This is a genomic window from Comamonas testosteroni, assembly GCF_030505195.1.
In the GTDB taxonomy this organism is placed as follows: Bacteria; Pseudomonadota; Gammaproteobacteria; order Burkholderiales; family Burkholderiaceae_C; genus Comamonas; species Comamonas testosteroni_G.
On the sequence record NZ_CP129672.1, the window covers coordinates 2,929,475 to 2,943,388 of the forward strand.

Genomic DNA, 13,914 nt, shown 5'->3' on the forward strand with positions numbered 1-13,914 from the left:
CCGTCTTGATGTCTCGTCGTCTACCTGTCCAAATCCTCCATGACCCAGTCTGTCCTCAGCTCTTTGACTCTTGGTTATCGGCCGCTCTGGGGACGTACGCGACGCCTGGCAGGGATTCAGCTTTATGTCCACGAGGACTCGGGCTCCTCTGCCGACATGGCGCATTTCCTGCGCACGGTGGATGAGCTCTGGAGCCGTCAGGCTCCGCCGCTGCTGATATCGCCGCAGTCCCGCCAGGTTCTGTGCAATCTTCTCGAACATGCACCTCAGGTCAGTCCCTGGATAGAGGTGCGCGGCGACTGGCTGCAGCAGGATGAAGGTATCTACGAGCTGGTGCAGAAGGCCAAGGCACGTGGGCTGATGCTGGTTTGGGGAGGATCGCTGGCCGATGTGCCCGATGCCGATGCTGCGCGCTGCTTTGCCAGCAGCCTGCTGAGCCTGCCGCCGGAAGGAGCCGCAGGACTGCCCAATGTGGTGCGCCCAAGCCAGCCGGCAAAAGATGCGGACAAGGAGAGTGCCTCGGGCTTTTTTGGCACTCAGCCGCTGAATCTGCTGGACGGCCAGATGTACCAGAGCCTGCAAAGCCTGGAGCTGGCGCGCTCCTGTCTCGATGTGCATGAAGCGGCCGCCGTGGCCGGCTGGCCCGTGGCAGACACCATGCAGGCCTTTCGGCTGCAACAGCCCCAGCCCTCGCGCGATGCGCTCTTCAGGCTCATGAAAGCCATCGACAAGGAGCAGTCCCTGGATGTGATGGAAGAGATCCTGGGCTCGGACCCGGTGCTGGCCTATCGCTTTTTGCTCTATACCAACTCGGCCGCACTGGGCCTGCGTCGCGGCGTGGACTCGCTGCGCCGCGGGCTGGTGATGCTGGGGCTGGGCACGCTGGAGCGCTGGCTGGCCGACCAGCTGCCCCATGCCTGTACCGAACAGGACCTGGTGCCCCTGCGCACGCAGGTCGTGCTGCGCGCCAGGCTGGCCGAGCAACTGATCGAGGCCGGGGTGAGCCTGGATCTGCAGCGCGAGATGTACTTGTGCAGCCTGTTCTCGCAGCTGGACTTGCTGCTGCATGAGTCGGTGGCGACCATCTTGCGACGCACGCCGCTGAACGAGCGCATTTTCGATGCCATCGTCACGCGCTCCGGTCCTTATGCGGCCGTGCTGCAGATGAGCCAGGCTCTGGAGAGCCGTGACCCGGCGCCCATCCGGCAACTGCGCGAGCAGGAGGAGTGGGAGGCCGAGGACCTCAACCGGATGCTGCTGCGCATGCTCAGCGAACTCAAGCTGGGCATGCCGCAAGTTCAGACCTGAGTGTCTGGGTGAAAATTCGCTAAAAACAGGCTCTATCTTCTGATGGGAAAGCGCAGGCAGCTATCAAACATGCTGAATGTGCTGTGAGGCAGAGTCGTGCATAAGCAGGGCTTGGCTGCCGCTTATCCGCGCATTGCCTGGGCGCCGGATTCGGACAATTGGGATATCCAATCCGTCCGTGCGCCATGTCCGAATCCCAAGACAAAAACCTGCCCGCCACCGAACGCAAGCTGCAGAAGACGCGCGAAGACGGCCAGGGTGCGCGCTCGCGCGATCTGTCGCATCTGGCCATTCTGGGTACGGGCGCATTGCTGATGCTGATGGGCACGCAGCCCATGATCAATCATCTGCGCGAGGCCATGGCCCGGCAACTGGTGTTCAACGCGGCGGCGGCCAAGACTCCGGCGCTGATGCTGGAGCGCTTTCAGTCCATGCTGGTGCTGGGCCTGGGCATTGCCGTGATCTTTGCCCTGGTGACCACCACGGCCTCGGTGCTGTCCGGCGTGGCTGCCGGTGGCTGGATCTTCAGCTTCAAGCCCATTCAGCCGCGCTTTGGCAAGCTCAACCCCTTGTCGGGTCTCAAGAATCTGTTTTCCAAGCAGCAACTGACCACGGTGGTCAAGATGGTGTTCATGACCATCGTGCTGGGCTTTGTGGCCTGGAAGTACATGAGCGCCAATATTGCCGAAATTGCATCGGTTTCGGCCCAGCCATCGCCCATGGCACTTGCCATGGTCGGCTCCTGGCTGACCACGGGCATCACCTTGCTGCTGATCGTGGTGCTGCTGGTGGCCTTGATCGACGTGCCGCTGCAGGACTTTCTCTTCAAGTCACGGCTCAAGATGAGTCATGAGGAAGTGAAGCAGGAGCACAAGGAGTCCGAAGGCAATCCGCAGCTCAAGGGCAAGATCCGCCAGAAGCAGCGTGAGATCGCCGACCGGGCCAGCGTTTCCGCCGTGCCGAAAGCCGACTTTGTGGTCACCAATCCCACCCACTATGCCGTGGCGCTGCGCTATGACGACGCCTCCATGGCCGCTCCCCAGGTCATTGCCAAGGGCACGGATCTGGTGGCGCTCAAGATTCGCGAAGTAGCGGGCGCGCACCAGATACCGGTGCTGGAGTCTCCCATGCTGGCGCGTGCACTCTATGCCCATGCCGATCTGGATCAGGCCATCCCTGCTGCGCTCTACACAGCCGTGGCCCAGGTGCTGGCCTATGTCTATCGTCTCAAGGCTGCACTGAGCGGCCAGGGTCCAATGCCCGATGTCCTGGGCGAGCCCCCCGTGCCCGTGGAGCTGGATCCGCACCGTGGCCGCACCCAGCCTGCGGCGGTCGATGCTGCCGCGCAGCAAGAAGGTAATCTGTAATGTCGTCGAATCCTCTGCAACTGCTCCAGAAGTGGTCTGGCTCCAACGCCAGCGCCCTGCAAGGGATGACCGCTCCCATTCTGGTGGTGGCCATTCTGGGTCTGATGGTGTTGCCTGTGCCGCCCTGGCTGCTGGACACCTTCTTCACCCTCAATATTGCCGTGGCGCTGATGGTGATGATGGTGGCGGCCTACATGATCAAGCCGCTGGATTTCGCGGCCTTCCCTTCGGTACTGCTGCTGACGACGCTGATGCGCCTGTCGCTCAACGTGGCATCGACGCGCGTGGTGCTGATGGAGGGCCACACCGGGCCCGGCGCTGCGGGTGCAGTGATCGAGGCCTTCGGCCACTTCCTGATCGGCGGCAACTTCGCCGTCGGTCTGATCGTGTTCAGCATTCTGGTGGTCATCAACTTTGTGGTGATTACCAAGGGCGCCGAGCGTATTGCCGAAGTCTCGGCCCGCTTTACGCTGGACGCCATGCCCGGCAAGCAGATGGCTGTGGACGCCGACCTGAACGCGGGCCTGATTGATGAAAAAGAAGCCAAGCGCCGCCGCGCCGAGGTGGGCGAGGAAGCGAATTTCTTTGGCTCCATGGACGGTGCCAGCAAGTTTGTGCGCGGCGATGCGGTTGCCGGCATCTTGATTCTGGTGATCAACGTCATCGGCGGCCTGATCATCGGCATGGCCCAGCATGGCCTGTCGGCCGGGCAGGCCGCCGACAGCTATATCCTGCTGGCCGTGGGTGATGCGCTGGTGGCCCAGATTCCGGGTCTGCTGATTTCGGTGGCATCGGCCATGGTGATTTCGCGCGTTGGCAAGGATGCCGACATGGGCCGCCAGATCGTGCAGCAGCTGTTCATGTCGCCCAAGGTGCTGGGCATCACTGCCGGCGTGATGATCTTGCTGGGTCTGATTCCCGGTATGCCGCATGTGGTGTTTCTGCTCATGGGCGCCTTGCTGGGCTGGGGTGCCTGGTTGCTGGACAAGAGGGAAAAAGCCCGTCTGGCCGCCCAAAACAGTGCCCCGGTGCCCCAGCAACAGGCGGCGCAAAATGATGGCGAAGCGACCTGGGACGATCTGCAGCCCGTGGACTTGCTGGGTCTGGAGCTGGGCTACCGCCTGATCGCGCTGGTGGACAAGAGCCGCCAGGGCGACCTGCTGACGCGCATCAAGGGCGTGCGCCGCAAGTTCGCCCAGGAGGTCGGCTTTCTGCCGCCGGCCGTGCATGTGCGCGACAACCTGGAACTCAAGCCCAGCGCCTATCGCATGACGCTGCGCGGCGTCATGGTGGGCGAGGGCGAAGCCTTCCCCGGCATGTTCCTGGCCATCAACCCCGGCGGTATCACCACGCCGCTGATCGGCACGGCCACTACCGATCCGGCCTTCGGTCTGCCTGCGCACTGGATCGACGAGCGGCAAAAGGAAGCGGCACAAATGGCCGGTTTTACCGTCGTTGATTCGGAAACCGTGATGGCGACGCATTTGTCACACTTGATGCAAGTGCACGCGGCCAAGCTGTTGTCTCGTACCGAGACGCAGCAGCTCGTTGACCATGTGGCCAAGTTGGCCCCCAAACTCATCGAAGAAGTCATCCCGAAAATGGTGCCCATCACAACGTTCCAGAAAGTGCTCCAGCTGCTGCTGGAGGACTCTGTGCACATTCGTGATATCCGCACCATCATCGAGACGCTGGCCGAAAACGCCACGCAGACGACCGACCCGGTGGAGCTGGCGCGTCGCGTGCGCATTGCGCTGTCGCCTGCCATCGTGCAGCAGATCTACGGTCCGACCCGCGAGCTCAATGTGATTGCCATCGAGCCCGGCCTGGAGCGTATGCTGGTGCAGGCACTGTCGAACCCCAATGCGCCATCGCTGGACCCCGGCGTGGCTGAAATCCTCACACAAAAAGCGGTCGATGTGGCCAACCAACAGGAAGAGCTGGGCCTGCCCGCCTGCCTGCTGGTGCCGGACGCGATCCGCAACTCTCTTGCCAAGCTGCTGCGCCGTGTGGCGCCGCGTCTGCAGGTGCTCGCGCACAGCGAGATTCCCGAGACGCACACCATCCGCATCGGCCCGATTCTTAAAGGTGCATCCGCATGAATATCAAACGCTTTTACGCCCCGACCGCCCGCGAGGCCCTGGCCAAGGCGCGCATGGTTTTTGGCGACGGCACCCTGATTCTCTCCAACCGCCAGACGCCGGACGGAGTGGAAGTCATGGCCACGGCCGAAGAGACCCTCCAGGACATGGATGCTGGCATGCAGACCGGCTCGCCCCTGCAAAAGGCTCTGGAGCGTCGCGCAAGCGACGAAGGCATGAGCCTGCGCAAGGAGCGCTCGCCTCTGGCCCCCGCTGCTGCCAGGCGCGGCACGGGCGGTGAAGCCATGAGTACGCTGGAGCATGTGCAGGCGCGCCAGACGGCCAAGCAAGAGCAGGCCCGCGAGATGCAGGTTCAGGCCAAGCCGGTCAAGGCCATCAACGAACTGGCCCAGCATTCCGTGCAGGACGATGTGGAGCAACTGTCCATGAGCACGTTGACTTTCCAGGACTATGTGCGTGAACGCATGCTGCGCCGTCGCCATGAGTCGTCGCTGGACAGCAGCGAAGCCCTGCCCACTTTTGCCCAGCGCGTGCAGGAGCGCAATAACGAACGCCCCGCCATGGCTGCCAAGTCTCAGGCGGCCAGCGCCACGGTGGTTCGCCACAATCCTCTGCGCCCCGAGAAGATTCAGCTCAAGGAAAGCGCCAGGCCCGTCAGCGCGGCTGCACCCCAGAACTTCATGCAGGAGATGCAGTCCATGAAGGATCTGATCGAGGAGCGCTTCAACACGCTGACCTGGCTGGGCCAGACGCGCCAGAACCCGATCCAGTCCAGCCTGATGCACAAGCTCATCCGCGCCGGATACTCGCCCGCACTTGCGCGTGCACTGATCGAGAAGCTGCCGGAGACGCTCTCCGCCGGCGACGCCGTGCGCTGGCTGATGCAGGTGCTGGAGCGCAATCTGCGCACCGATGCCGCACAGCCCGCTATCTACGAGCAAGGCGGGGTGTTTGCCCTGGTCGGCGCGACCGGTGTGGGCAAGACCACGACCACGGCCAAGCTGGCGGCGCTGTGTGCGGCCAAGCACGGTCCCGCCTCCGTGGGCCTGATCACGCTGGATACCTACCGCATCGGTGGTCATGACCAGCTGCGCACCTATGCACGCATGCTGGGCATGGTGGCCCATCAGGCCCATGACAAGGCGGCTTTGCAGGACCTGCTGGGCCTGCTGCAAAGCAAGAAGATGGTGCTGATCGACACGACCGGCGTGGCCCCGCGTGATCCGCGCAAGGACGAGATCATGGATGTGCTGGCCATTGACGGCGTGCAGCAGCTGCTGGCTGTCAATGCGGCCGCGCAGGGCGATGCGCAGGACGATGTCATGCAGGCCTTCAAGGCGCGCGGCTCGCAACATGCCATCCTTACCAAAGTCGATGAAGCCGTGAAGGTCGGCCCCTCGGTGGATACGCTGATTCGCCATCAGATCCAGCTGTGCGGCGTGACCAATGGCCAGCGCGTGCCCGAAGACCTCGAGCGCGCCAATGCGCAGCTGCTGGTCTCGGCCTCCATGCGCTCGGCTGCCAAGTCGGCCTTTGATCCTCAGTCACTGGATCTGGACTTCTTCTTTACCCCTTCGTCCGCCAGCGGCGCAGAGGCTGCCCATGCTTGAGCGCCGTTCGCCCCTGCATCAGGGCATGGCTTTGCATATGAGCGATGCCAGCACCGCCGGATTGCGCGTGCTGGCCGTGCTGCACAGCGCATCGGGTGCGGCTGCCGAGCAGGCCGTGCTCTGGCCGTTGTGCGCTCAATTGCAGCGCCTGGGCCAGAAGGTGCTGGTGCTCGACGGCAGCCAGGCCGAATCCTTTCACACGCCAGGTCTTGCACAGCTGCTGGCGCAGCATGCCTGGCAGGCCCAGGTTGGACTGCGCGCAAGCGTCGGTGATGCCCAGTCGGTGGCCAGTCTGCCGGCGCGGATGGGCCTCAAGCAGCTCAAGGCCTCGGCCGACGAGATGGGGCTGGACATGCTGACGGCCCTGCAAGCCTATGTGCGCGGCTACACCACCGTGATCATCTATGCGAGCAGCGAAACCTTGACGCCACTGCTGCAAGGCCAGGGTCTGCAGCCGCTGCTGGTAGTGCCGCCCGACTCCGAGCATCTGCTCGAAAGCTACCGTCAGCTCAAGCATCTGGCCGTTTTTGCAGGCGTGGAATGCACGATTGCTGCGCTGGAAGGGCCGCTGACAGCAGACAGCCCACAGAAATACGACTGGAGCCGCAAGCAGAGCAGCTCGCAGACAGCCAAGCAAAACGCTCAGACACGCCTGCAGCGTCTGAATGCATTGCTACAGTGTTCGCAGCGCCACCTGGGCGATGCCCCGGTACTCTTGCGCCTGCGCTGGCGCCAGGCCAGCGATCTGCATCAGCTCACGCTGCACATGCTCAAGACGGCTTGCACCCTGCCCATGCATGCCCAGCCCACAACGGCTGCCGCGCCTGAATCTCTTGTCTGGAGCCATTGACTGCCATGTACACCGCCAAAGGCCAACTCGACCGCGACGCGCTGATTCGTCAGCATGTGCCGCTTGTGCGTCGGATTGCCTTGCACATGATCGCCAAACTGCCACCGAATGTCGAACTGGATGATTTGATCCAGGTCGGCATGATCGGTCTGGCCGAAGCGCTGTCGCGCTTCGAGAGCGAGCAAGGCGTGCAATTCGACACTTTCGCCAGCCAGCGCATCCGTGGTGCCATGCTGGACGAACTGCGCGAAGGCGACTGGATGAGCCGCAGTTCGCGCAAAAGCCAGAAGGAAATCGAGCAGGCGCTCAACCGCCTGGAGCAGCGTCTGGGACGGCCCCCGCTGGAGTCGGAAATCGCGGCCGAGCTGGGCATGGCCTTGGACGACTATCAGTCCCTGCTAGGCAAGGTGCGAGGCACGCAGCTGGTCTATCTCGAGGACATAGGCGGAGGTGACGGCGACGATGGCGACGATTATCTGGAGCGGCATGTGGCCGACTCGGGTGCCGACCCCTTTGCCTTGCTGCGTGACCAGCGCATGCGCTGCGCATTGGTCGAGGCCATCAAGGCCCTGCCGGAGCGCGAGCAGTACGTGATGGGCATGTACTACGAGCACGACATGAACCTCAAGGAGATCGCCGCCGTGCTCGGCGTGACCGAATCGCGGGTCTGCCAGCTGCACAGCCAGGCCATTGCCCGCCTGCGCACCAAGATGCGCTCGCATTGATCACTGAAACGGCTCGCCAGGAGCGGGCCGTTGACCACAACAGAAGCCGCCGCGCTGGCAGATTCCATCTGCCCACGCGGCGGCTTTGCTTTTGTGACGCCGCCCGGCTGCGTTCTGGTGCTTCGCTATCGATAGCTTGTGGCGTTCTACGGCATTGGATTCATGGATGTTTTGATCGCTCATCCGTCGTCGCTGCAAGCAAAAAGCCCTGTTGCATCGCTGCAGCAGGGCTTGGAGTTGAGTGGCTTGGCAATCAGTGCATCACATGCGGCTGACCGTCGAACATATGCTCGAAACTTGCAAGCCAGGGCTCGGCCAGCACGCGAATCTGGGCGTCGTTGCGCAAGATGCGCTGCATGATGCGCGCCTTTTCCTTGCGCAGTTCGGGCGCCAGCTTTTCATCTCGCGAGCGAAAGCGCAGTTGCTCGATCAGCACGGCACAAGTGCCCTCATAGCGCGCAACACCATCCCAGTCCTTGGCCTGGGCGGCCTGCAGCATCTTGGCACTGCTTTCCTCTATGGCGCGGTAGAAGTCGATCAATGTGTGCTCCATTTTTTAGGCAGCAGCGGGTGCTGGTGCATTGGTTATTTCATTCCAGCCCTGTGCCACCGTGCTCACAAGGCCTGCGACTTCATCGACCATGCTTGCATCGTTGCGGGCATTGGCCAAGGTCAATCGGGTGGTGCAGTACTCATAGAGCGAGGCCAGGTTGCCGGCCAGCTCGCCCCCTTTTTCGCGGTCCAGCGCGCCCAGCAGGCCCTCCTGCAGAATGCGCACCGCCTTGCCGATATGGCGCACTTTCTCACTGATATCACCGCGCTCGATCGCACCGCGTGCCGCATTGATGGAGGCCAACAGGCCATCAAACAGCATCTTGATCAACTGCTGAGGCGATGCGCTGTCCACCATGGATTGCACACCCACCTGACGGTAAGCCGACATTGCGCGCGCATTGGCTGGGGAAAACATCACAAAACTCCTTTGTTGCAGTTTCTCAAATTACTGTTCTTCTTATCGGCCGACTCAGGGGGCAATTAAGTCCTTTCTGCAGGCTTCAATCGCTTAGCTGCTGGACTTGTTCCATGCGGCTACTTGCTGGGATACATAGGTGTCCAGGGCTTTCAGGCTGGCCATTTGCGTATCCAGACGTGAATACTGGGCGCGCACGCGCGCTTCGTAGGCTGTCACACGTGCGGTCTGGCGTTCCTGATCGGCTGTATTGCGCTTCAAGGCATTCTTGAGCGTCTCGTCCTTGGTCGAGAAGGTGCCGCCAGTGGCCAGCAGACCGCTCGTGAAATCCTTCATGCGCACTGCCAAGCCGTCCTGGTTGGCATCCGCAACGTCTGCGGTGAAGAACTTGGACATGCTCTCCGGGTCCTTGAGGGCCTTGTCCAGCTTGGTGTCGTCAATCTTGAGCGTGCCGTCTTTCTGGAAGGCAACGCCCATCTGCGACAGGCTGGTGAATCCACCGCCTTCTCCGCCCGGACCAGACAGCAAACGACGCATAGCGGACTGTAGATTCACCGCCGTCGAATCGCCTTGCAAGGTGCCAGCCGTCTTGCTGTCCTTGTCATAGGCGGTCATGGTTTTCAGGGCGTTGCTGAGTGCGTTATAGGACTCCACCAGATTTTTCAGCGCTGTCTTGGCCGTCGCTGTGTCATTGGCAATGGTGATGCGCACCGGAGCAGCATCCTTCGCTGACTTTTGCGCTACCGTCAACGTCACACCCGCCGCCACCTCCTCAAATACATTGGTGTGCGAGGCCATGTCGATGCCGTTGATCTTGGCCAGAGTGTCCTGTGCCTCAACGGAACGCTTCATGGTCCCGTCGGTGCCGTTGTAGGCAAATTGTTGCAGCCCGGCGCCTTCGGCCTCTACCGAGAAGGCAGAGTTCACGCCCGTGGTCTTGGATTGCAGCACCAGGCGCTCGCCCGTGTGGTCCTTGAGGACAGTGGCGCTGACATCGCCCTTGGCGGCATTGATCTTGGCAGCAATCTTGGCCAGAGAGTCATCTTCTGCAGTGATTTCCACGCTGAAGCTCACATTCTTGCCGTCCTTGGTATTGGGCGTCAGTCCATTGGCGCCATAGGTTCCCATGGAAATGGTCAGTTTGCCAGGTCCCAGAGTGGAGCCACTGGCCACCAAGCCTGAGCCAATGGTCTGGCCCGCCGCCATTTGCGACACCTCCACGTCATAAGTGGCTTGCACGGCGCTGGAGGTTGCCGTGCCTGTCACTTGGGCGGAGTTGGAAGAAGTCAGCGTATTGCCCAGCCAGGTCGCAGGCTTGGTCAGCTTGTCCACCTGATCCTGCAGATTGGAGATTTGCGACTTGAGCTGGCTGAAGGCCGAGATCTGGGTATTGATTCCGCTGGCCTTGGTCTGCAGCGCGGCGATGGGCTTTGACTCCAGAGCCACCAGTTGCGAAACAATGGTTTCGACTTCCAGGCCGCTGCCAATACCGACTGAACTGATACCCATACAAAACTCCCTCTGCGCAGGACCGCAGGCGTTTGTCACGCCCAGTCTGCGTCATTGAACAAACGGCGCTTCTCGCACCGTCTTTATGGACAGTACTACGCATTGTGTTTCGGCAGGCCGAAACAGAACTTGAGTACGAAATGCCAAGTGCCGATATCAGCCTTGCAGCAGCTTGAGCACTTGCTGCGGCAGCTGATTGGCCTGTGCCACCATAGCTGTGCCGGCCTGCTGCAGAATCTGTGTGCGGCTCAGATTGGCGGTTTCTGCGGCAAAGTCGGCATCCATGATGCGGCTGCGAGAGGCAGACAGGTTTTCCGTGTTGACGCTCAGATTCTCGACCGTGGTTTCAAACCGGCTTTGGATAGCACCCAGATCTGCTCGTGCACCATTGATGGCGCGCAGAGCGGCATCCATGGCCACGATGGCGTTGTCAGACTCGTGAGGGTCTTTGACGTTCAAATCGTCAAAGCCAGTTTTGTTTTGTGTGATCTGACCGTTGCTGAAGGTCGTCTCGAAGGCGGTGTTCAGAGCAGGGGGGGTATTGGTGCCACCGGTTCCGCCGGTGCTTGTGCTCGTAATGACAAGAGGAGTTCCGTCCAGCTTGGAAATCACGGCCGTTCCGGCAGCAAAGGTGCCCGAAAGCTTGTATCCAGCACCTTCAGTTGTCGTAGAGAAAGCAGCCCATGCTGCGTCAAGATCTTGACCTGTTACTGCTGGGTCTTTGGTTTGTCCAGTCGCAACAACAATCGGGGGGAGCGAGTTCCCGTCAAGTACAAGGGAGAACTCGTAATCATCACTTGTGGTGCCCGTAACAGATCCGCCCGTGAATGTGCCAAATGCTTCACTTTTGCTCGGCGTCGGCACGGATTTCCATTCGCCAAGCTTGTCAATTCTTGAATCGGCAATGCTATTGACATCAATCGTTTGCCCTTGATTGGCGCCCACTTGGAAAGCCATATTTGTGAACGAGCCATCCAGCAGCTTGGTGCCATTGAATGAGGTGTCGCGTGCAATTCGGCTGATTTCAGCTTTGAGTTGCTGAACTTCCGCATCCAACGCCGCACGATCCTCTTCCGAATTGGTGGCGTTGCGCGACTGCACGGCCAGTTCGCGAATGCGTTGCAGGTTGCTGCCAACCGAGCCCAGCGCACCTTCAGCCGTTTGTGCCAGCGAGATGCCGTCATTGGCATTGCGCATTGCAACCGTGAGACCGCGCACCTGCGTGGTCATGCGTTCAGCAATGGCCAGGCCAGCGGCATCGTCCTTGGCGCTGTTGATGCGCAAGCCCGAGGACAGGCGCTGCATGGAGGTAGCCAGCTGGCTTTGAGATGAGCTCAGACTGCGCTGTGCATTGAGCGACTGGATATTGGTATTGATGATGGCTGCCATGGTATGTGCTCCTGTTTCAAGCCAGTAAACCGGCGACGTACTAGCCGTTTTCACGACCAGCGACGGCGCTGGCCCACGTGACCGGAAACACGGACGAAGTCTGGTATTCCGGGTACGAGGATTGTTGGAGCAAGCCATGCATGACATAAGACCGATAAGAGGCCTAAAGTCCTGCCATTTTTACAATTGACGGTTGCATATTGGGAGCGGCAAACCAGCAAAAAAAGGCCTCCCGAAGGAGGCCTGGCCAAGTGCCGACTGCACCAGCGCATGGCTGGTGCAACTGCTGGATGTGATTAACGCAGCAGGGACAGCACGCCCTGGGGCAACTGGTTGGCCTGTGCCACCATGGCGGTACCGGCTTGCTGCAGAATCTGCGAGCGGCTCAGGTTGGCGGTTTCCGAAGCAAAGTCGGCATCCATGATGCGGCTCTTGGATGCAGATAGGTTTTCGCTGTTCACGCTCAGATTGGAAACCACCGATTCAAAGCGGTTTTGCATGGCACCGAGCTCGGCGCGCGTATTGTTAATCTGAGTCAAGGCAGCATCAATCGACTCCAAAGCCGTGTTCGCGCCAGCCACGGTAGAAACATCCAACTGCGAAAGCGACGATCCAGTGCGTGCCACATTGGTGTTCGCCACAGTCAAGCCAGACCCCGCAATAGTGCCCTCAATCTTCAGTTGCTTACCGGACTCACCCGCATAGGAAACTTCATAGGTTGTCTCTGAAATACCTGCGGCAGCCATACCGAAGTTGGCTTCCGTAAATGTTCCATAGGATAGGTCAATATTTCGCCCATCAGCAGCAACTAAGTCAACCCCCGAACCGTTGTCCTTGGCAATCACGCCGGTTTGGGCCGACATATTGTTAATGGCATCCACTGCCAGTTGTCGATCCGTGGCGGCATTACCGGTAGTGGTAAAGGAGGCCGTCGTCTTGTTATTAATGGTAATAGTGCCAGTAGCTGCTGCAGCCGTCTGCGCAGTTGCAGCCATCGTTGTCGGGCCAGTAATTTTTGCAGACACACCATCAATCCCTGCAGAGTTGATCGCATCCACCATGGTCTTGGCATCTGCCGTAGCCGCCGTATCTGTCCCCAACGCAACGCCATTAATCTTGATTGCGCTCAAGTCAACAGTGTTCGAACCATCCAAGGTGCCGGAGGTCACCTTGGCTTGGTAGAACTTACCCAGCTCGCTGGTGCGAGTGCTGCCGATAGCTGTGAAATCGATGGTTTCACCTTTGTTTGCCCCGACTTGGAAAGAGGCATTCTTGAAACCACCATCCAACAATTTGGTGCCATTGAAGCTTGTTGTCGAAGCCACACGATCGATCTCATCGGTCAATGCCTTGACTTCTTTTTGCATAGCTGCACGATCGCTTGCGCTATTGGTCGCGTTGGCCGACTGCACAGACAGCTCGCGCATACGCTGCAAATTATTGCCGATGGTACTCAAAGCGCCTTCAGCGGTTTGCGCCAAAGAAACTCCATCGTTTGCATTACGTTGGGCTTGATTCAGGCCTGTGATCTGGGTTTGCATGCGCGATGCAATGGCCAGACCAGCAGCATCATCCTTGGCGCTATTGATGCGCATACCGGAAGACAGGCGCTGCATGGAAGTGGACAGCGAAGATTGCGAAGCACCCAGGTTGCGCTGTGCGTTGAGCGACTGGATATTGGTGTTGATGGTCATTGCCATGATGCGAACTCCTTGATGCGATCAAAACGTCGCCGCCACAGTGACCTGAAATATTCAGGGTGGGCGGCGGCGGCAGCCCAATCCAGCACCCCAGCCTGCAGTTCCTTGTGATATTTGCTGCTGTGGCTCGCTGGTGACAGGGCTTTTTTTCCCTGTTGAAGCTGTTATCGGAGCCATCCCGCAAAAACTTTAGAGAGTTCTGCAAATATTTTTCGGGATGTAACAAGTGCAGAAGCTGTGCTTTGCCTGTATGCCGCCAGAGCCTTCAAGTCGTTGCTTGGTTCGGAATTACCCTACATAACGACGGCTAGCTGCCGATCTAGCTTCCAAACGCCCAGCTTTTTGCGGCTATGGCGGCGCTTTTGCAACTTCACAATCGGCACC

Annotated in this window: 11 protein-coding genes; 6 read left to right on the plus strand and 5 right to left on the minus strand. The window is 60.1% G+C overall.

Features of this window, described 5'->3' with window-relative positions; genetic code table 11:
- Positions 1-39 precede the first annotated feature (39 nt).
- The 6 genes from QYQ99_RS13430 (at position 40) to QYQ99_RS13455 (ending at position 7,962) form a co-directional block, all read left to right on the plus strand.
- Positions 40-1,308, plus strand: coding sequence for an HDOD domain-containing protein (locus QYQ99_RS13430; protein WP_302093060.1), 1,269 nt, complete (start codon positions 40-42; stop codon positions 1,306-1,308).
- Positions 1,309-1,493: 185 nt separating this feature from the next.
- Positions 1,494-2,675 (plus strand): EscU/YscU/HrcU family type III secretion system export apparatus switch protein, encoded by a 1,182-nt coding sequence (locus QYQ99_RS13435; RefSeq protein ID WP_302093061.1) that lies wholly within the window; start codon positions 1,494-1,496, stop codon positions 2,673-2,675.
- Complete coding sequence (flhA, locus tag QYQ99_RS13440; protein WP_302093062.1) at positions 2,675-4,777, plus strand: flagellar biosynthesis protein FlhA; 2,103 nt, start codon at positions 2,675-2,677, stop codon at positions 4,775-4,777. Before QYQ99_RS13435 ends, flhA begins: the two co-directional genes overlap by 1 nt.
- Complete coding sequence (gene flhF / locus QYQ99_RS13445) at positions 4,774-6,387, plus strand: flagellar biosynthesis protein FlhF (RefSeq protein ID WP_302093063.1); 1,614 nt, start codon at positions 4,774-4,776, stop codon at positions 6,385-6,387. Before flhA ends, flhF begins: the two co-directional genes overlap by 4 nt.
- Positions 6,380-7,237, plus strand: coding sequence for a hypothetical protein (locus QYQ99_RS13450; protein WP_302093064.1), 858 nt, complete (start codon positions 6,380-6,382; stop codon positions 7,235-7,237). The genes flhF and QYQ99_RS13450 overlap by 8 nt, the downstream gene beginning before the upstream one ends.
- A gap of 5 nt (positions 7,238-7,242) precedes the next feature.
- Positions 7,243-7,962 carry an RNA polymerase sigma factor FliA gene (locus QYQ99_RS13455; RefSeq protein WP_302093065.1) on the plus strand — a complete coding sequence of 240 codons (720 nt, stop codon included), beginning with the start codon at positions 7,243-7,245 and terminating at the stop codon, positions 7,960-7,962.
- Between the two features lie 253 nt (positions 7,963-8,215).
- On the opposite strand, the gene QYQ99_RS13460 is transcribed toward QYQ99_RS13455, so the two are convergent.
- From QYQ99_RS13460 to QYQ99_RS13480, 5 genes are all read right to left on the minus strand, one after another.
- Positions 8,216-8,515 (minus strand): flagellar protein FliT, encoded by a 300-nt coding sequence (locus QYQ99_RS13460; RefSeq protein ID WP_003059178.1) that lies wholly within the window; start codon positions 8,513-8,515, stop codon positions 8,216-8,218.
- A 3-nt stretch (positions 8,516-8,518) separates the two neighbouring features.
- Positions 8,519-8,932 (minus strand): flagellar export chaperone FliS, encoded by a 414-nt coding sequence (gene fliS / locus QYQ99_RS13465; protein WP_053281771.1) that lies wholly within the window; start codon positions 8,930-8,932, stop codon positions 8,519-8,521.
- A 93-nt stretch (positions 8,933-9,025) separates the two neighbouring features.
- On the minus strand, positions 9,026-10,441 hold the full coding sequence (gene fliD / locus QYQ99_RS13470; RefSeq protein ID WP_302093066.1) for a flagellar filament capping protein FliD: 1,416 nt from the start codon (positions 10,439-10,441) through the stop codon (positions 9,026-9,028).
- Positions 10,442-10,597: 156 nt separating this feature from the next.
- A complete protein-coding gene (locus tag QYQ99_RS13475; RefSeq protein ID WP_302093067.1) occupies positions 10,598-11,830 on the minus strand; it encodes a flagellin in 1,233 nt (410 codons plus the stop codon).
- Between the two features lie 296 nt (positions 11,831-12,126).
- Positions 12,127-13,530, minus strand: a complete 1,404-nt coding sequence (locus QYQ99_RS13480) for a flagellin (RefSeq protein WP_302093068.1) — start codon at positions 13,528-13,530, stop codon at positions 12,127-12,129.
- Positions 13,531-13,914 lie beyond the last annotated feature (384 nt).